Raw genomic sequence first — 24,067 nt, forward strand, 5'->3', positions numbered from 1 at the left:
CGACCTTACCCATGGGGAACTTGGCGGTCAGCCCCGTCTCGTCCTTCGGTCGCCCCCGCCGCCCGCAGCTCCGCGGCGGCGGCGAGGAGGCAGACGGTTCCGACGGCCCCGGTGCCCGCGACGACCGTGTGGACGGGGAGGAACTCGGCCGCGAGCCCGGCCCCCGCCATCCCGACGCCCTGGACGGTCATCATGCCCGCCGTCATCAGGGTCATGGCCCTCCCCCGCCGCTCCTCGGGGACGGCGGCGACGAACCACGCGTCGAGGCCGAGGGTGTACGCGCCGGTGGCGCCGGCCAGGAAGAGGGCGGCGGCCGCGAGGGCGACGCCGGGCTCGACGGCGTACAGGAGGTAGGGCAGGACGCCGGTGACGGCGAGCGGCAGCACGATCCGGGAGCGGGCGGCGGCGGAGAGGAGGGAGCCGGCCAGGAGCTCGCCCGCGATGGTGCCGACGGGCAGCGCGCACATGAGGAGGCCGAGGGCGGCGGTGGAGACGCCGATCTCGTCGGCGTAGGGGGCGGCGAGCGCCTCCGGTACGACGGCGAAGAGCGGCGGCACCCAGAACATCACCATCAGGGCGCGCACCCGGCGGTCGCGCAGGACCGCCCAGGTGCCGGAGAGCCCGCTCCCCGACCGTGCGGACCGGGCGGGGCGGCGGACGGTGCCGAGGCGGAGCAGCAGCGCGGAGGCGAGGAAGGTGACGGCGGTGACGGCGAGGGCGCCGCGCGGCGGGACGACGGTGAGGAGGAGGCCGCCGGCGGCGAACCCGGCGAGCAGGGCGCTCTGGGACACGATCCGCAGGAGGGAGCGGCCGAGGACGAAGAGGTCGCCCTCGCCGAGGACGTCGGCGAGGGTCGCCATGCGGGTGCCGTTGAAGACGGGCGAGACGACGGCGACGGCGCAGCGCAGCGCGAGCAGGGCGGCGACGGGGGTGGCGGGGACGGTCATCAGGACGACGCAGGCGGCGCAGACGAGGTCGCAGACGACGAGGATCCGGCGGGGCGGGAACCGGTCGGTGAGACCGGCGAGGAGGGTGCCGCCGAGGAGGTAGGGGAGGAAGCCGAGGGCGAAGGTGAGGGAGGAGAGGAGCGGGGAGCGGGTGAGGTCGTAGACGAGCACGGTGAGCGCGAGCTCGCTGACGACGACCCCGAGGAGGGAGAACAGGTGCGCCACGAACACGAACCGGAACTCCCGCACCCGGAAGACGGCCCGGTAACCGGGCCCGGGCCCGCCCGCGGGCGCGGGCGTGTGGGCGGGCGCGGGTGCGTGGGCGGGCGCGGGCGGACGGGGCGCCTCCGGCCGGTCGGCGGGCGCGGGCGGACGGGGGGCCTCGGGTCCATCGGCGGGCGCGGGTGCGCGGGCGAGCGCGGCTCCGTCGGCGGGTGCGGGTGCGTCGACCCCCGGGCCGCCGACGGGATCGGGCGGACGCGGCGCCTCCGGCCGCTCGGCGGGCGCGGGCGTCGTGGTCGGGGCAGGAGCCGGTCTCCCCGGCCGTGCGGGGGTGGGGGCGGTGTCGGGCGTCGGCATGGGCGCAGCCTGCCGTCGCGGGCGGGCGCGGCCTAGACTTTCGGGTCCAGGCGAATCTTCCGGAAGGGCGGGCCCGTGCCGTACCACCTGCGCTTCGGGGAGGCCGATCCGCTGCGGGTCCGGTTCGCGGTGTCGCCGCTGTGGGAGACGCACTCCGCCGTGCGGGTCCTCGCGCGGCCCCGGCAGCAGGGGTACCACCTGCCCTGGATGCGGCGGATCGCGGGCGCCGCGCGGGGGCTCGACCTGGGGCCGCTGCACCTGCTGATGCCGGCGCGCGGGCACAGCCCGGACTTCCTGTACCCGCCGCCGCTGGGGCCCGCCGCCGCCTTCGAGGAGGAGATCGAGGCCGTACGGAGGACGGATCCGGCACTCGCCCTGGACGACTTCGAGCGGGCGCTCGCCGCGACCCCGGGGGCGGCGGAGACCGAGGAGGGGCGGCGGATGCTCGCGGACCCGGCCGGTGCGGTGGGGCGGCTCGCCGAGCTGCTGCGGGCCGCGTGGGAGGCGCTGGTCGCGCCCGACTGGCCCCGGCTGCGGGCGCTCCTGGAGGCGGACGTGGCGTACCACTCGCGGCGGCTCGCGGAGGGCGGGTGCGAACGGCTCCTGGACGAGCTGCACCCGTCCTTCGCCTGGGCGGCGGAGACGGCCACGCTCCGGGTGGACCACCACGGCGAGCACGTGCGGCCGCTGGACGGGCAGGGTCTCGTCCTGATGCCGTCCGTCTTCACCTGGCCCGACGTGGTGAGCGGTTTCGACCCGCCGTGGCAGCCGACGGTGGTGTACCCGGCGCGCGGGATCGGCGGGCTGTGGACGGACGCCCGGGGCCGCACCCCGGAGGCCCTCGGGCGGCTCCTCGGCCCGGTGCGGGCGGACGTCCTGTGCGCCCTGACGGAGCCGATGGGGACCACGGCGCTGGCCCACCTCCTGGGCCGGGCGCCCTCCACCGTCTCGGCGCACCTGGCGGTGCTGCGGGACGCGGGGCTGCTCGCCTCCCGGCGCTACGGACACCAGGTGCTGTACGAGCGGACCCCGCTGGGCCTCGCGGTGTCGCGGCCCGGAACCGGCTGACCGCCGCGCCGTCCGCGCGAAGGCCCCCGCTCCGGTCCGGAGCGGGGGCCTCGGGGCGAAGGGCCGGGGATCAGGCGTCGAGGTGGCGCTCCACCGTGGCGACCTTCGAGGTCAGACCGTCCGTCACGCCCGGGCGGATGTCGGCCTTGAGGACGACGGAGACGCGGGGCGCGCGGGCCTCGACGGCGGCGACGGCGCGCTTGACGACGTCCATCACCTCGTCCCACTCGCCCTCGATCGAGGTGAACATGGCGTCGGTGCGGTTCGGCAGGCCGGACTCCCGGACGACCCGGACGGCGTCGGCGACGTACTCGCCGACCTCCTCGCCCACGCCGAGCGGGGTCACCGAGAAGGCGACGATCACGCGTTCACCGTGCCCTCGCGGCGGGCGCGGGACGCGATGACCGCGTCCTCGGCCTCGCGCTTCAGCCTCCGCTCGGCGTAGAAGCCGCCCAGCGGCAGGACCGAGAGGACGAAGTACAGGGCGGCGGTGCCGAAGCTCCACCTGGTCCGGTTCCAGGCGTCCAGCCAGAAGAGGACGTACAGGACGAACAGGATGCCGTGGACGGCTCCCATGACCGGCACCGCGTTGAACTCCGTCGTCCGCTTGAGCACCGAGCAGACGAGGAGGAGCAGGAACGAGACGGCCTCCGGCGCGGAGACGAGCCGGAGCCGGTGGAGGGAGGAGGCGGTCTTGATGTCCACGGAGGGGGTCACCTTCGTTCGATCTTGTGAACGCGATCTTGTGAACGGAAGCACAAGGGCCCGTCCATTGTGCACGGCGACTTTGCTGTCCCTTTATCCGGGTCCCCAGTACCTTCGGCGGGTGGCAACGTTCCGACTCCAAGGCAGCAAGGTGCTCGCCGTCTCCCTGACCGGCGACGCCGTGAAGGCGAAGAACGGCTCGATGGTCGCCTACGACGGCCAGATGGCGTTCAAGAAGATGAGCGGCGGCGGTGAGGGCCTGCGCGGCATGGTGACCCGCCGGCTCACGGGTGAGCAGATGGAGGTGATGGAGGTGCGCGGGCAGGGGACCTGCTGGTTCGCCGACCGGGCCTCCGAGATCAACCTCGTCTCCCTGCACGGCGACAAGCTGTGGGTGGAGGCGAGCAACCTGCTGTGCACCGACGCGGGGCTGCGCACCGGCACCACCTTCACGGGCCTGCGCGGCGGGGCCACCGGCAACGGCCTCTTCACCACGACCGTGGAGGGGACGGGCCACGCGGCGATCACGTCGGACGGCCCGGCGGTGGTGCTGCGGGTGACCCCGCAGTACCCGCTCCAGGTCGACCCCGGCGCGTACATAGCCCACCAGGGCAACCTCCAACAGCACTTCCAGTCGGGGGTGACCTTCCGCACCTTCATGGGCGAGGGCGGCGGCGAGGCCTTCCAGATCCGCTTCGAGGGGGACGGCCTGGTGTACGTGCAGCCCAGCGAGCGGAACACGATCGGGGGCGACGTCTGATGCCGTTCCGTGAGATCAACTCGAAGATGATCGAGGCGACCGTCGTCCCGGGGCAGCGGTTGTTCAGCCAGCGCGGCGCGATGCTGGCGTACCGCGGCGACGTCGCTTTCACGCCGAACACGGCGGGCGGCCAGGGCGGCCTGATGTCGATGATCGGGCGCCGGGTGGCGGGCGAGGCGACCCCGCTGATGACGGTCGAGGGCAGCGGCACGGTGATGTTCGGGCACGGCGGCCACCACATCCAGGTGATCGCGCTGACCGGCGACACCCTGTACGTCGAGGCCGACCGGCTGCTCGCCTTCGACGGGACCCTGGAGCAGGGCACGATGTTCATGGGCTCGCAGGGCGGGGTCATGGGCATGGTCCGCGGCCAGGTGACCGGCCAGGGCCTCTTCACCACGACCCTGAGGGGCCACGGCTCGGTGGCCGTGATGGCGCACGGCGGCGTGATCGAGCTGCCGATCGTCCCGGGCCGCCCGGTCCACGTGGACCCGCAGGCGTACGTGGCCCACCACGGCGACGTGCGGAACAGGCTCTCCACCGCGCTCGGCTGGCGGGACATGGTGGGGCGCGGCTCGGGCGAGGCGTTCCAGCTGGAGCTGAGCGGCAGCGGCGCGGTGTACGTCCAGGCCTCGGAGGAGAAGCTGTGAGCACCCCTGTCATCCACGACCCGCAGACCCTGCCGTCGGACGACAACGTCAACCCGTACACCTTCTGCGTGGAGCTCAAGGGCTCCCAGTGGTTCCTGCAGAAGGGCAAGATGATCGCCTACTACGGGCGGATCGAGTTCAACGGCATCGGGCACGGGCGGCTCGACCGGCTGGTGCGGACGTCCTTCCACTCGCCGCTGCACGCGAGCGACTGGGTGGTGGCCGAGGGCAGCGGCAAGATGCTGCTCGCGGACCGGGCGTTCGACGTGAACTCCTTCGACCTGGACGAGGGCAACCTGACGATCCGGTCCGGGAACCTGCTGGCCTACCAGCCGACCCTGGCGCTGAAGCAGTCGATCGTGCCGGGCTTCGTGACGCTGATCGGGACGGGCAAGTTCGTGGCCGCGTCGAACGGTCCGGTGGTCTTCATGGAGCCGCCGATGCGGGTGGACCCGCAGGCGCTGGTCGGCTGGGCGGACTGCCCGTCGCCCTGCCACCACTACGACCACGGCTATCTGACGGGCGTGCTGGGCGGTCTGCGGTCCCTGACGGGCCTGGGCGGCACCTCGGGCGAGGAGCACCAGTTCGAGTTCGTGGGGGCGGGCACGGTCCTGCTCCAGTCGACGGAGCTGCTGATGGCGGAGCGGGACGCCGGTGCGCCCCCGGCCCAGGCGGGTGTGCCCGGCGGTCACGGCGGGTACGGTTCAGGCCAGGGGCAGCAGGGGGCCGTACCGCGCCTTCCCGGCCAGCTGGGGGACCTCCAGCGTCGCTTCGGGCTGTGAGCGGTAGTCTGCGGAGTGTGACGCCCTCGAACGTCTGCGCCGGGGGCGGTGCGGGGGGCCGCGTCCGGGTGGGGTCCCGGGTGCCCGGCGTCACCCTCCCAGACTTCGTCAAGAATTCAACTTCTTAGGTAGAATCCATACATGGAGACCGAGACGGCCACCCCGTGGCTCACCGACGGCGAGCAGTGTGCCTGGCGCACCTTCCTGGACGTCCAGCGGATGCTGACGTACCAGTTGGAGAAGGACCTCCAGCCCTTCGGCCTGACGATGAACGACTACGAGATCCTGGTGAACCTCTCGGAGTCGGCCGAGCGCCGGCTGCGCATGAGCGACCTCGCCGCGGCCACCCTCCAGTCGAAGAGCCGCCTCTCCCACCAGATCACCCGGATGGAGAACGCGGGCCTGGTCCGGCGCGAGAACTGCGAGTCCGACCGGCGCGGGCTGTACGCCGTCCTGACCGACCCGGGCATGGAGACCATGCGCAAGGTCGCCCCGCACCACGTCGAGTCGGTGCGCAAGCACTTCATCGACCAGCTCACCCCCGAGGCGCTCGGCGACCTCCACGAGTCCCTGAAGCCGGTCGCGGAGCAGCTGCGCGGACGGCGCGGCAAGCCGTAGCCGTCCGCGGCCGACGGAAGAGGGCCCCGCCGGATCGCCGGCGGGGCCCTCCCGTGCGCGCGCCGCTCAGTTGCCCGTCAGCTCCGCCACCAGTTCGTCGGCGGCCGCGTACGGGTCGAGGCCGCCCGCCGTGATCCGCTCCGCGAGCGCGTCGAGCCGCCGGTCGCCGCGCAGGTCCCCGATCCGCTCGCGCAGGGCCGTGACCGCGATGGTCTCGACCTCGCGCGACGCCCGGGCCCTGCGGCGCTCCGCCAGGACCCCCCGCTCCTCCATCCAGGCGCGGTGCTTCTCCAGGGCCTCCACGACCTCGTCGACGCCCTCGCCGCGTGCCGCGACCGTCTTGACGATCGGCGGCCGCCAGTCGCCCGGCCCGCGCGACTCCCCCAGGCCGAGCATGTGGTTGAGCTCGCGGGCGGTGGCGTCCGCGCCGTCCCGGTCGGCCTTGTTGACCACGTACACGTCGCCGATCTCCAGGATGCCCGCCTTCGCGGCCTGGATCCCGTCGCCCATGCCCGGCGCGAGCAGGACCACGGAGGTGTCGGCCTGGGAGGCGATCTCGACCTCCGACTGTCCGACGCCGACGGTCTCCACGAGGACCACCTCGCAGCCGGCCGCGTCCAGGACGCGGATGGCCTGCGGGGCGGACCAGGCGAGACCGCCCAGGTGGCCGCGGGTGGCCATGGAGCGGATGTAGACGCCCGGGTCGGAGGCGTGCTCCGCCATCCGGACCCGGTCGCCGAGCAGCGCTCCCCCGCTGAACGGGGACGACGGGTCGACGGCCAGGACGCCGACCCGCCTGCCCGCCCGCCGGTAGGCGGAGACCAGGGCGGACGTCGTGGTCGACTTGCCGACGCCGGGCGAGCCGGTCAGGCCCACCACGTACGCGCCGCCGGTGAGCGGCGCGAGCGCCGCCATCACCTCGCGCAGCTGCGGGGACGCCCCCTCCACGAGCGAGATCAGCCGGGCCACGGCCCGGGGCCTGCCCTCGCGCGCCTGGGCGACGAGTGCGGGGACGTCCACCATGTGCAGAACTCCTTGCCGACCTTGCCCGATCCCGCCCGGCCCGTCGCCCGGGTGGCTTACTTGCCGGCCACGCGGACGATCAGGGCGTCGCCCTGGCCGCCGCCGCCGCACAGGGCCGCCGCGCCGATGCCGCCGCCGCGCCGCTTGAGCTCCAGGGCGAGGTGGAGCACGACCCGGGCGCCGGACATGCCGATCGGGTGGCCGAGCGCGATGGCGCCGCCGTTGACGTTCACCTTGTCGGAGGTGACGCCGAGGTCCTTCATCGACTGGACGGCGACCGCGGCGAAGGCCTCGTTGATCTCGATCAGGTCGAGGTCGTCGACGGTCAGGCCCTCCTTCTTCAGGGCGTGCCGGATCGCGTTGGACGGCTGCGACTGGAGCGAGTTGTCCGGGCCGGCCACATTGCCGTGGGCGCCGATCTCCGCGATCCACTCCAGGCCCAGCTCCTCGGCCTTGGCCTTGCTCATCACGACGACGGCGGCGGCGCCGTCGGAGATCTGCGAGGAGGTGCCGGCGGTGATCGTGCCGTCCTTGGTGAAGGCGGGGCGGAGCTTGCCGAGGGACTCGGCGGTGGTCTCGGCGCGGATGCCCTCGTCCTTGGCGAAGATCACCGCGTCGCCCTTGCGCTGCGGGATCTCGACCGGGGTGATCTCGGCGTCGAAGAGGCCGTTCTTCTGGGCGGCGGCGGCGCGCTGGTGCGAGAGGGCCGCGATCTCGTCCTGCGCGGGGCGCTCGATGCCCAGGCGGGTGTTGTGCTTCTCGGTGGACTCGCCCATGGCGATGCCCTCGAAGGCGTCGGTGAGGCCGTCGTACGCCATGGCGTCGAGCATCTCGATCGCGCCGTACTTGAAGCCCTCGCGGGACTTCGGGAGCAGGTGCGGGGCGTTGGTCATCGACTCCTGGCCGCCGGCGACGACGACGTCGAACTCGCCGGCGCGGATCAGCTGGTCGGCGAGGGCGATGGCGTCGAGCCCGGAGAGACACACCTTGTTGATGGTGAGGGCCGGGACGTTCATCGGGATGCCGGCCTTGACGGCGGCCTGGCGCGCGGGAATCTGACCGGCGCCCGCCTGGAGCACCTGGCCCATGATCACGTACTGCACCTGGTCGCCGCCGATGCCGGCCCGGTCGAGGGCGGCCTTGATGGCGAAGCCGCCGAGGTCGGCGCCCGAGAAGGACTTGAGCGAGCCGAGCAGGCGTCCCATGGGCGTGCGGGCGCCCGCGACGATCACTGAGGTGGTACCGGTCGTTCCAGACATGAGGCACGGCCCCTAGGGGTGAGAAGTGAACGAGGGTTTACAGCCAATGTACTGAGGCGTTCGGCGCCCGGTCATCGGCCGGACGGTGTGACGGCGCGCACGTTGCGTAACCGCCCCTCCGGGGTTGCACTGGAGCCATGCTGACGCGAATCGACCACATCGGGATCGCCTGTTCCAACCTCGACGCGACCGTCGAGTTCTACCGCGCGACCTACGGTTTCGAGGTCTTCCACACCGAGGTCAACGAGGAGCAGGGCGTCCGCGAGGCCATGCTCAAGATCAACGAGACCTCGGACGGCGGGGCCTCCTACCTCCAGCTCCTGGAGCCGACCCGGGAGGACTCGGCGGTGGGCAAGTGGCTCGCCAAGAACGGCGAGGGCGTGCACCACATCGCCTTCGGCACCGCCGACGTCGACGGCGACGCCGACGCCATCCGCGGCAAGGGCGTCCGGGTCCTCTACGACGAGCCGCGGACCGGCTCCATGGGCTCCCGGATCACCTTCCTGCACCCCAAGGACTGCCACGGCGTCCTCACCGAACTGGTCACCTCGGCGGAGCCGTCGGCCGACCACTCCTCGGCGGAGCACTGACCTCCGGATTCCCGGCCCGGTAGAGTGGGCGGCTCCGGGCCGGGGCCGGTCGGGGCCGCTCCGCGTGGCACCCAAGTCGGGATGTCGGGGTCGTCCGATCTGCCACGATTCCCCGGGGGCCCGTCCCCGGCCGAGGGGGCGGCGCTCGTGGAGTGTTGCGACCAGGGTTGGGATCTCCCCTGCTCGAACGCGTTGAGAGCTCGGGGAAGGATGGGACCGCGCAGTGCGGGGCTACGAACGCCAGGAGAGCCACCGAGCTGAAGACGACCATCTCGCCCGGTTCGAAGCCGAGATGGACCGGCTGAAGACCGAGCGCGAGAAGGCCGTCCAGCACGCCGAGGACCTCGGTTACCAGGTCGAGGTCTTGCGCGCCAAGCTCCACGAGGCGCGCCGCACCATCGCGTCCCGGCCCGCCTACGACAGCGCCGACATCGGTTACCAGGCCGAGCAGATGCTGCGGAACGCGCAGGCTCAGGCCGAGCAGCTCCGCCAGGACGCCGAGCGCGAGCTGCGCGAGGCCCGGGCCCAGACCCAGCGCATCCTCCAGGAGCACGCCGAGCACCAGGCGCGGCTCCAGGCCGAGCTGCACAACGAGGCCGTCCAGCGCCGTCAGCAGCTGGACCAGGAACTGAACGAGCGCCGCCAGACCGTCGAGGCGCACGTCAACGAGAACGTCGCCTGGGCCGAACAGCTGCGCGCCCGTACGGAGTCCCAGGCCCGCCGGCTGATGGAGGAGTCCCGCGCGGAGGCCGAGCAGGCGCTCGCCACCGCCCGCGCCGAGGCCACCCGGCTCGCCGAGGAGACCAGCCGCCGCGCCGGCGCCGAGGCGGAGTCCGCCCGCGCCGAGGCCGAGGCGATCCTGCTGCGCGCCCGCAAGGACGCCGAGCGGCTCCTCGGGGCCGCGTCCAGCCAGGCGCAGGAGGCCACCAGCCACGCCGAGCAGCTCCGCTCCTCCACCGCGGCCGAGACCGACCAGGCCCGCCGCCAGGCCACCGAGCTGTCCCGCGCCGCCGAGCAGCGGATGCAGGAGGCCGAGGAGAAGCTGCGGCTCGCCCGCGCCGAGGCCGAGAAGTCGCTCACCGAGGCCAAGGAGGCCGCCGCCCGGCAGCTGTCCTCCGCCGAGTCGGTCAACGAGCAGCGCACCCGTACGGCCAAGGCGGAGATCGCGCGGCTCGTCGGCGAGGCCACCAAGGAGGCCGAGGCGCTCAAGGCCGACGCCGAGGAGAAGCTGCGCGAGGCGACCGCCGAGGCGGAGAAGCTCGTCACGGAGGCCTCCGACAAGGCCCGTACGGCCGCCGCCGAGGACTCCGCCGCCGCGCTCGCCAAGGCCGCCCGCAGCGCCGAGGAGATCCTCACCAAGGCGTCCGAGGAGGCCCGGGAGACCACCCGCAAGGCCGCCGAGGAGGCCGAGCGGGTCCGCCGCGAGGCCGAGACCGAGGCCGACCGGCTGCGCGCCCGGGCCGGGGAGCAGGCCGACGAGCTGCTCGGTTCGGCGAAGGACGACACCAAGGAGTACCGCGCCAAGACCGTCGAGCTCCAGGAGGAGGCGCGGCGGCTGCGCGGCGAGGCCGAGCAGCTGCGCGGCGAGGCCATCGACGAGGGCGAGCGGATCCGCGGCGAGGCGCGCCGCGAGGCGCTCCAGCAGATCGAGGAGGCGGCGAAGACCGCCGAGGAGCTGCTGTCCAAGGCCCGTACGGACGCCGAAGAGCAGCGGACGAAGGCCGGCGCCGAGAGCGAGAAGGTCAAGTCCGAGGCGATGGAGCGCGCCCAGACGCTCCGCGCCCAGGCCGAGGAGACCCTGGAGCGCACCCGCGCCGAGGCCGAGCGGCTGCGGGTCGAGGCCGAGGAGCAGGCCGACGCGGTGCGGACCGCGGCCGAGACGGCCGCGGCGGGGCTGCGCGCGGACGCCGAGCGGGCCGCCGGGGCCCGGCGCGCGGAGGCCGCCGAGGAGCTGACCCGGCTGCACGCCGAGGCCGAGGCGAAGGTGGTGTCCGCCGGGGAGGAGCTCACCGACGCGCGCGCCGAGGGCGAGCGGATCCGGCGCGAGGCCGCCGAGGAGACGGAGCGGCTGCGGACCGAGGCCGCCGAGCGCGTCCGCGCCTTCCGGGAGCAGGCCGAGCAGGAGGCCGAGCGGCTGCGGGCCGAGGCGGCGGCGGACGCGTCCGCCGCGCGCACCGAGGCCGAGACCGCGGCCGTACGGCTGCGCACGGAGGCGTCCGACGAGGCCGAGCGGCTGCGGTCGGAGGCCCAGGAGACCGCCGACCGGGTGCGGGCGGAGGCCGCGGCCGCCGCCGAGCGGGTGGCCGCCGAGGCCGCCGAGGCGCTGGCCGCCGCGCAGGAGGAGGCCGTCCGGCGCCGCCGGGAGGCCGAGGAGACGCTGGAGTCGGCCCGTTCCGAGGCCGGCCGGGAGCGCGAGCTGGCCCGCGAGCAGTCCGAGGAGCTGCTCGCCGCGGCCCGCAAGCGGGTCGAGGACGCCCAGACCGAGGCGCAGCGCCTGGTCGAGGAGGCGGACGCGCGGGCGACCGAGATGGTCGCGGCGGCCGAGCAGACCGCCCAGGAGGTGCGGGACTCGGTGGCCGGTCTGCGCGAGCAGGCCGAGGAGGAGGTCGCCGGGCTGCGGTCGGCGGCCGAGCACGCGGCCGAGCGGACGCGCGGCGAGGCGCGGGAGGAGGCGGACCGGGTCCGCGCCGACGCGTACGAGGAGCGGGAGCGGGCGACCGAGGACGCGGCCCGCACGCGGGCGCGTGCCCAGGAGGAGACCGACGCCGCGAAGGCGCTGGCCGAGCGGACCGTCACGGACGCGCTCGCCGAGTCGGAGAAGCTGCGGGCGGACACCGCCGAGTACGCGCAGCGGGTGCGGACCGAGGTGACGGACTCGCTCGCCGCGGCCGAGCAGGACGCGGCCCGCACGCGGGCGGACGCCCGGGACGACGCGAACCGGATCCGTTCGGAGGCCGCGGAGCGGGCCGAGACGGTGGTCGGCGAGGCGCGGGCCGAGGCGGACCGGCTCACCGCCGAGGCGGTCGAGCTCATGGAGACGACCGAGCAGGACGCCCTGCGCGTCCGTACCGAGGCCGAGCAGGTCAGGACGGACGGCGAGGCGCACGCGGAGGCGCTGCGGACGGCCGCGATCACGGACGGCGAGCAGGTCCTCGACGAGGCCCGCAGGGCCGCCGACAAGCGCCGTGCCGACGCCGCCGAGCAGGCCGACGCCCTCGTCGCCGAGGCCGCGAGCGAGGCCGAGCGGCTCACCCGCGAGGCCGCCGAACTGGCCGAGCGGGTCACCTCCGAGGCGACGGCCGAGGCCGAGCGGCTCACCGCCGAGGCGGTCGAGCTCATGGAGACGACCGAGCAGGACGCCCTGCGCATCCGCGCCGAGGCCGAGCAGGTCAGGATCGACGGCGAGGCGCACGCCCAGGCGCTGCGGGCCGCGGCCCTCGCGGACGGCGAGCAGGTCCTCGACGAGGCCCGCAGGGCCGCCGACAAGCGCCGCGGCGACGCCGCCGAGCAGGCCGACGCCCTCGTCGCCGAGGCCACGAGCGAGGCCGAGCGCCTCACCCGCGAAGCCGCCGAACTGGCCGAGGCGGTCGTGGCGGAGGCGCGCGCCGGGGCCGAGGCGACGGTGGGCTCCGCGCGGCGGGACGCCGAGGAGATCCGCGCCGGTTCGGAGCGGCTGAGGGCGGACGCCGAGGCGGCGGCCGAGCGGATGCGCGCGGAGGCCCGCGAGGAGGCGGACCGGGTCCTGGATGAGGCGCGGGAGGCCGGGGCCAAGAAGCGCTCGGACGCGGCCGAGCAGGCGGACCAGCTCATCGACAAGGCCCGCGAGGAGGCGCTGCGCGTCACCACGGAGGCCGAGTCGCAGGCGGACCTGATGGTCGGCGCGGCCCGCAAGGAGGCCGGGCGGATCGTCGCCGAGGCGACCGTCGAGGGCAACTCGCTGGTGGAGAAGGCCCGTACGGACGCGGACGAGCTCCTGGTCGGGACGCGCGGCGACGCGACGGCCATAAGGGAGCGGGCCGAGGAGCTGCGGAGCCGGATCGAGGGCGAGATCGAGGAGCTGCACGAGCGGGCGCGGCGCGAGACGGCCGAGCAGATGAAGACGGCCGGCGAGCGGGTCGACAAGCTGGTGAAGGCGGCGACGGAGCAGCGCGCCGAGGCCGAGGAGAAGGCGAAGGAGCTGGTCTCCGACGCGAGTTCGGAGGCGAGCAAGGTCCGGATCGCCGCGGTGCGGAAGGCCGAGGCGCTCCTCAAGGAGGCCGAGCAGAAGAAGGCGTCGCTCGTCGCGGAGGCCGAGGGCATCAAGGCGGAGGCCGAGCGGATCAGGACCGAGGCGGCGGCCGAGGCCGAGGAGACGATCGCGGAGGGCAAGCGCGAGCTGGAGGTGCTGGTGCGCAGGCGCAAGGACATCAACGCCGAGATCTCCCGTGTCCAGGACGTGCTGGAGGCGTTGGAGTCTTTCGAGACCCCGGGCGGTGCGAAGTCCTCGGGGGCGGTGGGCGCCAGAGCGGGGGCCTCGGCGGGTTCCACCCGTACGAGTGGCAAGTCCCAGGACGGCTAGCCACTCAAAAGGCTGGACATTCTCCAGACCAAACAGGCATACGCTCGATGACACGCCGCTTCGGCCCCTAGGATTCCCTCTAACACCTCACCGGTCTCATTCGACAGGAACCCCATGAGCGACACTTCCTCCCCCTTCGGCTTCGAGCTCGTGCGGCGCGGTTACGACCGCGGTCAGGTGGACGACCGCATTACCAAGCTCGTGGCCGACCGCGACAGTGCTCTTTCGCGCATCACCTCTCTGGAGAAGCGCATCGAGGAGCTCCACCTCGAAACGCAGAACGCCCAGGCACAGGTCACCGACGCCGAGCCGTCGTACGCGGGGCTCGGCGCCCGGGTCGAGAAGATCCTCCGGCTCGCCGAGGAGGAGGCGAAGGACCTGCGTGAGGAGGCCCGTCGCGCCGCCGAGCAGCACCGCGAGCTGGCCGAGTCGGCCGCCCAGCAGGTGCGCAACGACGCGGAGTCGTTCGCGTCCGACCGCAAGGCCAAGGCCGAGGACGAGGGCGTCCGGATCGTCGAGAAGGCGCAGGGCGAGGCCAACTCGCTGCGCGCCGAGGCGCAGAAGGACGCGCAGTCGAAGCGCGAGGAGGCGGACGCCCTCTTCGAGGAGACCCGCGCCAAGGCCGCCCAGGCCGCCGCGGACTTCGAGACCAACCTGGCGAAGCGCCGCGAGCAGTCGGAGCGGGACCTGGCCTCGCGTCAGGCGAAGGCCGAGAAGCGCCTGGCGGAGATCGAGCACCGGGCCGAGCAGCTCCGCCTGGAGGCCGAGAAGCTGCGTACGGACGCGGAGCGCCGGGCCCGCCAGACGGTGGAGACCGCGCAGCGCCAGGCCGAGGACATCGTGGCCGACGCGAACGCCAAGGCCGACCGCATCCGCAGCGAATCGGAGCGCGAGCTGGCGGCCCTGACGAACCGCCGGGACTCGATCAACGCGCAGCTGACCAACGTCCGCGAGATGCTGGCGACGCTGACCGGTGCCGCGGTGGCGGCGGCCGGCTCCCCGATCGACGACGAGCGGCAGGCCGGCGTCCCGGCCCAGCAGACGCGGTAACGGCACGCCGGACGACGGTCCGACGACGCCCCGGGAACCCCCCGCCACTCCGGTGGCGGGGGGTTCCGCGCGCCCGTAGGTTGGTCGCATGATCGAGCTGGAGGGCCTGACCAAGCGCTACGGGACGAAGACCGCGGTCGACCACCTCTCCTTCCAGGTGCGGCCCGGCGTGGTGACCGGCTTCCTCGGGCCGAACGGGGCGGGCAAGTCGACGACGATGCGGATGATGCTGGACCTGGACAACCCGACGAGCGGGACGGTCCGGATCGACGGGAAGCACTACCGCGAGCTGGACGAGCCGCTGAAGCACATCGGGGCGCTGCTCGACGCCAAGGCGATGCACGGCGGCCGTTCGGCGTACGACAACCTGCTGTGCCTGGCGCAGTCGAACCGCATTCCGCGGCAGCGGGTGGACGAGGTGCTCGGCCTGGTGGGCCTGACACCGGTCGCGAAGAGGAAGTCGAAGGGTTTCTCCCTCGGCATGGGGCAGCGGCTCGGCATCGCCTCCGCGCTCCTCGGTGATCCCGAGATCCTGATGTTCGACGAACCCGTCAATGGTCTGGACCCCGAGGGAATTCACTGGATCCGCAATCTCATGAAGGCGTTGGCGTCCGAAGGGCGGACGATCTTCGTTTCCAGCCACCTCATGAGCGAAATGGCGCTGACGGCCGATCACCTGATCGTGATCGGGCAGGGAAAGCTGCTGGCCGACACGTCGATGGCGGATTTCATCCAGCAGAATTCACGCAGTTATGTGCGGCTGCGTTCGCCGCAGCGGGAGGGGCTGCGGGACGTGCTGCACGCCAACGGCTTCGTCGCGGTCGAGACGGACGGCGGGGTCCTGGAGGTGGACGGGGCGACCACCGAGAAGCTGGGCGAGCTGGCGGCCGAGAACGGGCTCGTGCTGCACGAGCTGAGCTCCCAGCGCGCCTCCCTCGAAGAGGCCTTCATGCAGATGACGGCGGGCGCGGTGGAGTACCACGCGCACGGCACCGATGTACACGGCGGCGCGCAGGCGCCGGGCCCCCGGTGGGGCACGACCTCCGAGGGAGCCTGAACGATGACAGCGGCATCCGCGGTCCTCCGGTCCGAGTGGACCAAGATCCGGACGGTGTCGTCGACCGTCTGGACCCTGGCGAGCGCCCTGCTCGTCACGGCGGGCATGGGAGCGGGCCTGTCCGCGCTCACGGCCGCCAACTTCGACAGCCTGTCCGAGGCCGAGCGGTTCACCTTCGACCCGACCACGGTCAGCTTCTCCGGGATGATCCTGGGGCAGCTGGCGATGGTGGTCTTCGGCGTCCTGGTGGTGGGGACCGAGTACTCCTCCGGCATGATCCGCACCTCGCTGGCGGCCGTGCCCGGGCGGGGGACCTTCCTCTTCTCGAAGGTCGCGGTGGCCGGGGTGCTCGCGCTCCTGGTGAGCCTGGCGACGAGCTTCCTCTCCTTCTTCCTGGGGCAGGCGCTGCTCGGCGAGCACCGGACGACGATCGGCGCGGACAACGTGCTGCGGGCAGTGGTCGGCGGCGGGCTCTACATGGGCCTGATCGCGGTCTTCTCGATGGGGGTGGCGGCGATGCTGCGCTCGTCGGTGCTCTCGCTGGGCATCCTGGTGCCCTTCTTCCTGCTGATCTCGCGGATCCTGATGGCGGTGCCGGGGGCCAGGGAGGTGGCCCGCTACTTCCCGGACCAGGCCGGGTCGAAGATCATGCAGGTGGTGCCGGGCGCCCTGGACTCGGACAGGCCCCCGTACGGCCCGTGGGGCGGGCTCGGGATCATGGTGCTGTGGGTGGCGGCGGCCCTGCTCGGCGGCTACCTGGTGCTGAAGAAGCGGGACGCCTGATCCCCGGAAGCGGGACGCCCGACCTTTTCTGTTTGGCCGGAACCGTCAACGGCTCGATAAGCTCCTAGCTCATACGGGGGGCTCCGGCCGACGGACGCCGCGCCCCGGCACGGATCCGACCGACCTGTCGATGGGGCTGCAGAATGATCGAGGCAGTCGGCCTGACGAAGCGCTACGGCGCCAAGACGGCCGTGTACGACCTTTCCTTCCGGGTGAGGCCCGGCGTGGTGACCGGCTTCCTGGGGCCCAACGGCTCCGGGAAGTCGACGACGATGCGGATGATCCTGGGGCTCGACCAGCCCTCGGCGGGTCACGTGACGATCGGCGGCCACCCCTTCCGGCAGCTGCCGAACGCGCCCCGGCAGGTGGGCGCGCTCCTCGACGCCAAGGCCGTGCACGGCGGCCGGAGCGCGCGCAGCCACCTCCTCTCGCTCGCCCAGCTCGCCGGCATCCCGGCGCAGCGGGTCGACGAGGTCCTCGGCGTGGTCGGCCTCCAGGACGTGGCCAGGCGGCGCTCCAAGGGCTTCTCGCTCGGCATGGGCCAGCGGCTCGGCATCGCGGCGGCGCTCCTCGGCGACCCGCAGGTGCTGCTCTTCGACGAGCCCGTCAACGGTCTGGACCCCGAGGGCATCCTCTGGGTGCGGAACCTGATGAAGAAGCTGGCCGCCGAGGGCCGGACGGTCTTCGTCTCCAGCCACCTCATGAGCGAGATGGCGCTGACGGCGGACCACCTGATCGTGATCGGCCGGGGGCAGCTGCTCGCGGACATGAGCGTCAAGGAGTTCATCTCGGCGAACTCCGCCGACTTCGCCCGGGTGCGGACGCCGGGGACCGAGCCGGCGCAGCGCGAGAAGCTGACGGCGGTCCTGACGGAGTCCGGCGGCCAGGTCCTCTCCGAGCCGGACGGGGCGCTGCGGGTGACCGGCCTGCCCCTGCCGAGGATCAGCGACCTGGCGCACGGCGCGGACGTACGGCTCTGGGAGCTGTCCCCGCACCAGGCGTCCCTGGAGGAGGCGTACATGCGCCTGACGCAGGGCGCCGTGGACTACCGCTCCACCGACGACCGGCTCGCCCACCTCCAGCCGCCGCTCCAGCCCGGACAGCCGGGGTACGGGCTGCCGCCCCAGCCGGTGGCCCAGGACGTGCCGCAGCAGGGCTGGTACGCCCCGCCGCCGCCCGGACAGAACCCGTACGCCACGGCGCCGGCCCCCGGCCCGGCGCCCGCGCCGGGTCCGTACGCCCCTCCGGCCGAGCGGCCGGGCACTCCCCAGCCGAGCGACACCCCCAAGGACGCCCGATGACCGCCCCCGCCCACCCGCAGCACGCCCCGGCGCCGCACTCCTACGTCTCCCCCATCCCGGTCCGCCGGGCGCACCTCGGGGACGCCCTCGCCTCCGAGTGGACCAAGATCCGCTCGGTGCGCTCGACGGTGTGGACGCTCGGCGTCATGATCCTGCTGATGGTGGCCATCGGCCTGGGCGTGGCGGCCATCGCCTCGACCTCCGAGGCGTCGATGGGCGACGAGACGGCGCTCGCCTTCGGCTTCTTCGGGATGCTGCCGGCGTCGATCTGCGTGATCACGCTCGGGGTGCTCACGATCGCGTCCGAGTACGGCACGGGCATGATCCGCACGACGCTGACGGCCTGCCCGAGCCGGGCCCGGGTCCTGACGGCGAAGGCGATCGTCTTCTTCCTGCTGGTCTTCGCGGTCACCACGGTGGTCGCGACGCTGGTCGCGCTGGCGCAGGTCGCCATGGTGGACGCGGCGGCGCCGACCGGGGGCGAGTGGCTGCGCTCGACGGTCGGCGCGGGCGCCTACCTGGCCGCGCTCGGTCTGCTGTCGCTGGCGATCGGCACGCTCATCCGGCACTCGGCGGGCGCGATCACGGTGATGATCGGCCTGCTGCTGCTGCCGCTGGTGGCGGCCCTCTTCATGTTCTCCGCGCCCCTGAGGGCGGTGCAGGAGTGGCTGTTCACGTACGCGATCCCCTCGCAGATGATCGCGCTGTACAGCGCGCAGCCGCCGTTCGGCGAGAGCGGTCCGTCGGGCTGGGAGCCGCTGCTGATCATGGGGGGCACGGCGGCGGTGGCGCTCGCCGGGGCCTACGCCGTGCTGAACAGCCGGGACGTGTAGCCGGACACCCCCTAGTACCTCGGCGCGTTGCGGGACCGCTGCACCCGGCTGGTGCGGCGGTCCTTCGCGTTCCAGCAGGCCTTGTGCCAGTGCCGCCGGTCGTCCACTCCGCCGTACTCCGGCCAGGCGACCACGTGCGGGGCGCCGGAGGGGATCTCCTGGTCGCAGCCCGGGCAGCGGTAGCGCTTGCCGGGCGAGCTGGCCCCGGCGACCAGGCGGACGCACCACTCCTCGCCCTGCCAGTTCTCGGTGCGCTGCGCCCCGCCGTACCGGTCGCCGTGGTCGTCCTGCGGCTCGGATCTCTCGCGGCCTCGGACGCGGTTGTGACGCGGGGACACGGGCACACCTCACGGGATCGGGGAACACGGACGGTTCCCTCCAGCCTACGGGCCGCCACGCGGTGCCCCGGGTCCGGTGGGCGGGGGCCCCGTCGAAAATCGCAAGAACTTCATGAACGGCCGTTGCCTTTGGCACGTGTCAGGCGTTGTCGCCAGTGCGAGGGGGAGATACGCGTCGGCCGCAAGGAGGCACAAGGCGATGCGCGTGGGTACGTTCGTTCTGGCCGCACAGTTCCCGGGCCAGGGGCAGGGAGAGGCGCTGCACCGCGCGGTGCGGACCGCCGAGGTCGCCGAGGAGGCGGGGCTCGACTCCGTCTGGCTGGCCGAGCACCACTTCGTCCCGTACGGGGTCTGTCCCTCGGCCGTGACGCTGGCGGCCCTGCTCCTCGGCCGCACCCGGCGGCTGCGCGTCGGCACGGCGGTGAGCGTCCTGCCGACCGTCCACCCGGTCGCCCTGGGCGAGCAGGCGGCGCTGCTGCACCTCACCTCGGGCGGCAGGTTCACCCTCGGGGTGGGCCGGGGCGGTCCGTGGGTCGACCTGGAGGTGTTCGGCGCGGGCCTGGAGGCGTACGAGCAGGGCTTCCCCGAGTCGCTCGACCTGCTGCTGCGCTGGCTGACCGAGCCGCGCGTCGGCGCCGGAGGGGAGCGGTTCTCCTTCCGGGAGGTGCCGGTGGTGCCCCGGCCCGGCGAGCTGATCGGCGGGGAGGCGGCCCCGGAGGTGGTGGTGGCGTGCACCTCGCCCAAGAGCGTGCGGCTGGCCGCCGAGCGCGGGCTTCCGATGCTGCTCGGGATGCACTGCGGCGACGAGGACAAGGCCGAGATGGTCGCGGCCTGGACCCGCTGGTCGCGGGAGTCCGGGCGGGACCCGGACGAGACCGCCCGGATCGGCTCCCACCACGTGTCGGCGGGCGTGGCCCAGCTGGCGGACCGGCGCGAGGACGCGGCCGAGGCGCTGGTGAAGGCGATGCCCGGCTGGCTGCGGCAGGGGCTCGACGCGCACGTGACGGTGGACGGGCGGCACCGGTCGATGCGGGACCCCGTGGCGTACACGGAGCTGCTGTGCGGGCTGCACCCGGTGGGCACGCCCCGGCTCGCGGCGGACCGGCTGGCGGCGACGGCGGAGCGCACGGGCATCACGCGCTTCGCCCTGCTCGCGGAGGGCTCGGGCGACCTCGCGGCGACCGAGGAGAACGTCCGGCGCCTCGGCGCGGAGGTCCTGCCGCTCCTGGTGTGAGCCGGCGGGGCCCGGCGCGGGGCCGTGCGGTCCCGCTTCCCGGGTGACTGTGCTGCCGCTCCGGCATCCCTTCGCGCCGGTGCGCTTCGGCCCGCACCGGCCCCCTTCTCCCGCGACGGGGAGCGGCAGCACCATGTCTCAGCAGTCGCGCAGTTCCGGGGACTGGTTGAGCAGCTGCCCCCTCGTGGAAGTGAAGCGGGCGAGCCGGTCGTCCACCGCCGGGTCCAGCGGGAAGACCGCCACCCGGTGGCAGTTCTGGAAGGCGAGACGCACCCCGAAGTGCCGCTGCAGGGCGCCACGGATGGCGTCGCTCGCGAGTGCGCGCAGCAGCTGACCACGTGCCTGCTCATTCGGCGGCGGCGTCTGGTTGTCGGCGAACTCTCCGCCGTCGACCTTCAGCTGGGCCACCAGAGAACTGATCATCTCCCATGCGTAGGGCAGGGAGGTCCGGACGCAGTCGACGAAGTCGGCTTCGTCGACCTCGCCTCGCTCGGCCTGTTCCAACAGGGCCGGTGAGACGTCGAGCGACATGGGTTCTCCTCTCGCGACCCCGCGGACGGGGTCTTGCGGGCAGGGCGAAGGCCGGGCCGTCCGCCACGCAGCGTGCACGGACGACGACCTCCAGCTTCCACGGTAAGCGCGCAGTCCTGGCCGCACCAGAAGATGGGGAACACAACCGGCTGATAACCGACGGGTGTTCGGCTCATGAAGATCCCCCCACGGGTCCGGGCACCGCCCGAATCGCGCGGAAGAGCGCGCGTCTTGTAGCGTTGCCGACCATGCGTCTCGTCATTGCCCGCTGTTCCGTCGACTACGCGGGCCGGCTCACCGCCCACCTGCCCTCCGCGCCCCGTCTGATCCTGGTGAAGGCAGACGGCAGCGTCTCCATCCACGCGGACGACCGGGCGTACAAACCGCTCAACTGGATGTCCCCGCCGTGCACGCTGAAGGAGGGCGTCGACGGCGAGGCCGGCATCTGGACCGTGATCAACAAAGCGGGCGAGAAACTGATCATCACGATGGAGGAGGTCCTCCACGACTCCTCGCACGAGCTGGGCGTGGACCCGGGCCTCATCAAGGACGGTGTGGAGGCGCACCTCCAGGAGCTGCTCGCCGACCGCATCGAGACCCTCGGCGACGGCTACTCCCTGATCCGCCGCGAGTACCCGACCGCGATCGGCCCCGTGGACATCCTGTGCCGGGACGCGGACGGCGCGACGGTCGCGGTGGAGATCAAGCGGCGCGGCGAGATCGACGGCGTCGAGCAGCTGACCCGCTACCTGGAGCTGCTCAACCGCGACCCGCACCTGGCGCCGGTGCGGGGCGTCTTCGCGGCCCAGGAGATCAAGCCGCAGGCGCGGGTGCTCGCGACGGACCGCGGGATCGGCTGCGTGGTCCTCGACTACAACGCCCTGCGCGGCATCGAGGACGACAAACTGCGCCTGTTCTAGGGGCGGTACGGAGACGGGGCCGGCCCCGGGCGCGGTGAGCGCGCCCGGGGCCGGCCCCTTTTCCCGTACGCCGGTACGGGGTCAGGCGGGGGTCTCCGTGGCGGTGGAGTCCGCGGGGGCGGGCGGGCCGCCGAGGGAGGCGGAGGCGGAGTTGCTGGGGCTGCCCTCCGCGGGCGGGGACGTCGTCTCCGTCGGCGTGGTGGTCGGCGGGTCCGTCGGCGGATCCGTCGGAGGGTCGGTCGGGGGCTTCGTCGGCGGCTTCGGCGGTGTGGTGCTCGGCTTCGGGGGCGTCTTCGTCGGCTTCGGGCCGCCCGGTGTGGTCGGCCGCGTCGACGGGCTCGTGGGCCGTGTCGTCTCCGTCGGGGGCGTCGTCGCCGACGGGCCGTCCGAGGACGAGGAGGAGGGCGAGCCGCCGGTGGCGCCGGGGCTCGTGGAGGAGGACGGCGGGGCGCTGCCGGAGACGGAGGGGCTCGGGGTGCCGGAGCCGGTGGGCGCGGCCGTCTCCCCCGGTTCGTCGTCGGCGGGCGTCTCGTCGGTGGTCTCGGACTCCTCGTCGGGGACGCCCTGGGTCGGGGTGCTGTCGGAGGTGACGCGCTGCGGGGCCTGGTCCTCGCCGTTGCCGGAGGTGGCGCCGAGGGTCACGACGGTGCCGAGGACGGCGACGAGAAGCGCGCCCGCGCCGACGGCGACGAGGTTGCGGCGGGCCCCGTCGAGGATGCCGGCCCCGAGGCCGGGGCGGCCGTCGTCCTTGGCGGGGACGGGGTGCGGGGCGGTCGCCGGGCCCTTGTCGGCGAAGCCGGGGAAGGCGGGGAAGGCGGGGGCCGGGGCCCGTACGGGCCCGCCGGGCAGCGGGGCCGTGACCGGTTCCGGGAGCGCGGGGCGGGCGGCCGGAACGCCGCGCGGCGGGGAGACGGGTTCCTCGGCGCGGAGGCCCGGCGGGGCGGCGTGCTCCCCGGAGAGGTCGGCGACGAGGGCGAGCGCCCGGCGGCCGGCGACGGTGCCGCGCTTGTCGGCGAGCACCCCGCGCATGCCGATGGAGGCCTCCAGTTCGGCGCGGGCCCGCTCCAGGTTGCCCGCGCAGATCGCGAGGACGCCGAGCTCGTGGTGGAAGTAGGCCTCCTCCGCGACGTCCCCGGTCAGCCGGGCGGCCTCCTGGCCGGCCCGCAGGGCCCGCTCCCAGGCGCCCCAGTGCAGTCCGGCGGCGAGGGCGGGGGCGGCGGCGCGGGCGAGGAGGACGGCGGTGGCCCGGTGCTCGGCGGCGGCTTCGGCGTCGGTGCCGTGGGCGGGGAGGAGGGCGGTGAGCGCGGCGAGCAGGGCGTCGGACTCGGCGGCGGCCCGCTCGGGGGTGACGGAGGGGTGGGCGGCCCACCAGGCGTAGTGCTGGGCGGCGGTGTGGGCGCGGCCGGCGGCCCCGGGCTCGTACCCCTGGGCGAGGAGCTGGGTGAGGACCCCGGCGGCGAGCCGGTAGCGGGGGCCGGCCGGGGAGAGCAGGCCGCAGGCCACGAGTTCGCCGAGGGCGGCGTCGGCGTGGGTGTCGCCGACCAGGGCCGGCAGGTGGGCCTGGTGCGGGACCTCGCCGCCGAGGGCGACGGCGAAGCGCAGGGCGCTCTGGGCGGAGCGGCTGAGCCGGGAGGCGAGGAGGGCGGCGGGGGCGGCGCCCTCGCCGAGGCTGGGCAGGGGTATCTCGCGCAGTTCGACGTCGGGGTCGTCGACGCCGTCGAAGGCGGCGGCCGCGGCCTTCGCCGCCGCGTCGGGGTCGGTGGGTCCGAAGGCCTCTTCGAGGGCGCCGAAGGCGTCGAACTCGGCGGGGGTGACGCGCAGCCGGTCGCGCTGGCGGAGCAGGGCGCCGGCCTGGACGAAGCGGAGGGGCAGGCCCTCGGACTCGAACCACAGGTCGCCGGCCCAGTTGGCCTCCTCGTCGGTGAGGGTGCGGCCGACGGCGCTCTCCAGGAGCTTCAGGGCGGCGCCGCGGCCGAGCCCGGCGAGCAGGACCTCTTCCAGGAGGGCGGCGGCCGAGGGGGCGGGCGTCTCGGGGGACGCGGCGAGGAGGAAGGCGCACTCGGGGGCGGCGGCGAGGAGTTCGTCGAGGGCGGCGCCGCCGAACTCCAGGTCGTCGACGACGACCACGGCGCCGACGTCGCGGAGCCGGTCGAGGAGCGCGGGCCGGTCGGGGCGCAGGCCGGGGGCGTGCCGGACGGCGGCGAAGAGCTCGTGGAGGAGTTCGCCGGCGGTGCGGTGGTGGCCGGAGAGGCGGACGACGCCGTCGGGGGCGAGGCCGGCGCAGTCGGCGACGACCGCGTCGAGGAGGGCGGTGCGGCCGGAGCCGGGGACGCCGAGCAGCCGGGCGGAGCGGCCCCGGCCGAGGACGGCGGTGAGCCGCTCGCGCTCCTCCTGGCGTTCGAGGAGCGGCAGGACGGGGGCGGCCGGGCCGGGCGGTACGGGCGGGGCGGCGGCGCGGGCGGCCTCGGCGCGTTCCTCGGG

General features: G+C 74.1%; 22 protein-coding genes. 14 read left to right on the forward strand and 8 right to left on the reverse strand.

Annotation, left to right across the window (positions count from 1 at the left end):
- Positions 1-5 precede the first annotated feature (5 nt).
- On the reverse strand, positions 6-1,526 hold the full coding sequence (locus tag ADL08_RS27540) for an MFS transporter (RefSeq protein ID WP_107091988.1): 1,521 nt from the start codon (positions 1,524-1,526) through the stop codon (positions 6-8).
- 75 nt (positions 1,527-1,601) lie between these two features.
- On the opposite strand from ADL08_RS27540, the gene ADL08_RS27545 reads away from it, so the two are divergent.
- The gene (locus tag ADL08_RS27545; protein WP_053647644.1) at positions 1,602-2,594 is read left to right on the forward strand and encodes an ArsR/SmtB family transcription factor; all 993 of its coding nucleotides are present in this window, start codon (positions 1,602-1,604) and stop codon (positions 2,592-2,594) included.
- Between the two features lie 70 nt (positions 2,595-2,664).
- On the opposite strand, the gene ADL08_RS27550 is transcribed toward ADL08_RS27545, so the two are convergent.
- Positions 2,665-2,958, reverse strand: coding sequence for an MTH1187 family thiamine-binding protein (locus tag ADL08_RS27550; protein WP_053647646.1), 294 nt, complete (start codon positions 2,956-2,958; stop codon positions 2,665-2,667).
- A complete protein-coding gene (locus ADL08_RS27555; protein ID WP_053647684.1) occupies positions 2,955-3,299 on the reverse strand; it encodes a DUF3817 domain-containing protein in 345 nt (114 codons plus the stop codon). The genes ADL08_RS27550 and ADL08_RS27555 overlap by 4 nt, the downstream gene beginning before the upstream one ends.
- Before the next feature lie 121 nt (positions 3,300-3,420).
- On the opposite strand from ADL08_RS27555, the gene ADL08_RS27560 reads away from it, so the two are divergent.
- The 4 genes from ADL08_RS27560 to ADL08_RS27575 all read left to right on the forward strand — a co-directional run bounded on the left by ADL08_RS27560 (position 3,421) and on the right by ADL08_RS27575 (position 6,109).
- Entirely contained in the window at positions 3,421-4,059 is a 639-nt protein-coding gene (locus tag ADL08_RS27560; protein ID WP_078968055.1) for an AIM24 family protein, read from the forward strand.
- The gene (locus ADL08_RS27565) at positions 4,059-4,709 is read left to right on the forward strand and encodes an AIM24 family protein (RefSeq protein WP_053647649.1); all 651 of its coding nucleotides are present in this window, start codon (positions 4,059-4,061) and stop codon (positions 4,707-4,709) included. The genes ADL08_RS27560 and ADL08_RS27565 overlap by 1 nt, the downstream gene beginning before the upstream one ends.
- Complete coding sequence (locus ADL08_RS27570) at positions 4,706-5,491, forward strand: AIM24 family protein (protein ID WP_053647652.1); 786 nt, start codon at positions 4,706-4,708, stop codon at positions 5,489-5,491. Before ADL08_RS27565 ends, ADL08_RS27570 begins: the two co-directional genes overlap by 4 nt.
- Positions 5,492-5,632: 141 nt before the next feature.
- Positions 5,633-6,109 (forward strand): MarR family winged helix-turn-helix transcriptional regulator, encoded by a 477-nt coding sequence (locus ADL08_RS27575; RefSeq protein WP_053647653.1) that lies wholly within the window; start codon positions 5,633-5,635, stop codon positions 6,107-6,109.
- A gap of 66 nt (positions 6,110-6,175) precedes the next feature.
- Here the strand turns inward: ADL08_RS27575 and meaB are convergent, their stop codons facing one another.
- Together meaB and ADL08_RS27585 are read right to left on the reverse strand one after the other, a co-directional pair.
- Positions 6,176-7,132, reverse strand: a complete 957-nt coding sequence (meaB, locus tag ADL08_RS27580) for a methylmalonyl Co-A mutase-associated GTPase MeaB (RefSeq protein WP_053647655.1) — start codon at positions 7,130-7,132, stop codon at positions 6,176-6,178.
- 56 nt (positions 7,133-7,188) lie between these two features.
- Positions 7,189-8,391 carry an acetyl-CoA C-acetyltransferase gene (locus ADL08_RS27585; protein WP_053647657.1) on the reverse strand — a complete coding sequence of 401 codons (1,203 nt, stop codon included), beginning with the start codon at positions 8,389-8,391 and terminating at the stop codon, positions 7,189-7,191.
- A gap of 137 nt (positions 8,392-8,528) precedes the next feature.
- Here ADL08_RS27585 and mce point away from each other — a divergent pair, with 137 nt between their 5' ends.
- The 7 genes from mce to ADL08_RS27620 all read left to right on the forward strand — a co-directional run bounded on the left by mce (position 8,529) and on the right by ADL08_RS27620 (position 18,563).
- Positions 8,529-8,981, forward strand: a complete 453-nt coding sequence (mce, locus tag ADL08_RS27590) for a methylmalonyl-CoA epimerase (protein ID WP_053647659.1) — start codon at positions 8,529-8,531, stop codon at positions 8,979-8,981.
- Positions 8,982-9,204: 223 nt separating this feature from the next.
- Entirely contained in the window at positions 9,205-13,539 is a 4,335-nt protein-coding gene (gene scy, locus ADL08_RS27595; protein ID WP_053647661.1) for a polarized growth protein Scy, read from the forward strand.
- A gap of 114 nt (positions 13,540-13,653) precedes the next feature.
- Positions 13,654-14,589, forward strand: a complete 936-nt coding sequence (locus ADL08_RS27600; RefSeq protein WP_053647663.1) for a cellulose-binding protein — start codon at positions 13,654-13,656, stop codon at positions 14,587-14,589.
- An 88-nt stretch (positions 14,590-14,677) separates the two neighbouring features.
- A complete protein-coding gene (locus ADL08_RS27605) occupies positions 14,678-15,646 on the forward strand; it encodes an ABC transporter ATP-binding protein (RefSeq protein WP_053647665.1) in 969 nt (322 codons plus the stop codon).
- Between the two features lie 3 nt (positions 15,647-15,649).
- Complete coding sequence (locus ADL08_RS27610; protein ID WP_053647666.1) at positions 15,650-16,429, forward strand: ABC transporter permease; 780 nt, start codon at positions 15,650-15,652, stop codon at positions 16,427-16,429.
- Between the two features lie 143 nt (positions 16,430-16,572).
- The gene (locus ADL08_RS27615; RefSeq protein ID WP_053647669.1) at positions 16,573-17,730 is read left to right on the forward strand and encodes an ABC transporter ATP-binding protein; all 1,158 of its coding nucleotides are present in this window, start codon (positions 16,573-16,575) and stop codon (positions 17,728-17,730) included.
- Positions 17,727-18,563 (forward strand): ABC transporter permease subunit, encoded by an 837-nt coding sequence (locus tag ADL08_RS27620; protein WP_053647670.1) that lies wholly within the window; start codon positions 17,727-17,729, stop codon positions 18,561-18,563. The genes ADL08_RS27615 and ADL08_RS27620 overlap by 4 nt, the downstream gene beginning before the upstream one ends.
- Before the next feature lie 11 nt (positions 18,564-18,574).
- On the opposite strand, the gene ADL08_RS27625 is transcribed toward ADL08_RS27620, so the two are convergent.
- The gene (locus tag ADL08_RS27625) at positions 18,575-18,901 is read right to left on the reverse strand and encodes a hypothetical protein (RefSeq protein WP_053647672.1); all 327 of its coding nucleotides are present in this window, start codon (positions 18,899-18,901) and stop codon (positions 18,575-18,577) included.
- 199 nt (positions 18,902-19,100) lie between these two features.
- On the opposite strand from ADL08_RS27625, the gene ADL08_RS27630 reads away from it, so the two are divergent.
- Complete coding sequence (locus ADL08_RS27630; protein WP_053647674.1) at positions 19,101-20,135, forward strand: LLM class flavin-dependent oxidoreductase; 1,035 nt, start codon at positions 19,101-19,103, stop codon at positions 20,133-20,135.
- Between the two features lie 138 nt (positions 20,136-20,273).
- Here the strand turns inward: ADL08_RS27630 and ADL08_RS27635 are convergent, their stop codons facing one another.
- Positions 20,274-20,666: an SCO5389 family protein gene (locus ADL08_RS27635; protein ID WP_053647676.1), complete on the reverse strand. Its 393-nt coding sequence runs from the start codon at positions 20,664-20,666 to the stop codon at positions 20,274-20,276.
- 248 nt (positions 20,667-20,914) lie between these two features.
- Between ADL08_RS27635 and nucS the strand changes: the two genes are divergently transcribed.
- Positions 20,915-21,586, forward strand: coding sequence for an endonuclease NucS (gene nucS / locus ADL08_RS27640; RefSeq protein WP_053647678.1), 672 nt, complete (start codon positions 20,915-20,917; stop codon positions 21,584-21,586).
- Between the two features lie 81 nt (positions 21,587-21,667).
- On the opposite strand, the gene ADL08_RS27645 is transcribed toward nucS, so the two are convergent.
- A partial coding sequence (locus ADL08_RS27645) for a hypothetical protein (protein ID WP_053647680.1) occupies positions 21,668-24,067 on the reverse strand: 2,400 nt, incomplete at its 5' end.

Origin of the sequence: Streptomyces sp. NRRL F-6492, assembly GCF_001280125.1 — a bacterium.
Classification (GTDB): Bacteria; Actinomycetota; Actinomycetes; order Streptomycetales; family Streptomycetaceae; genus Streptomyces.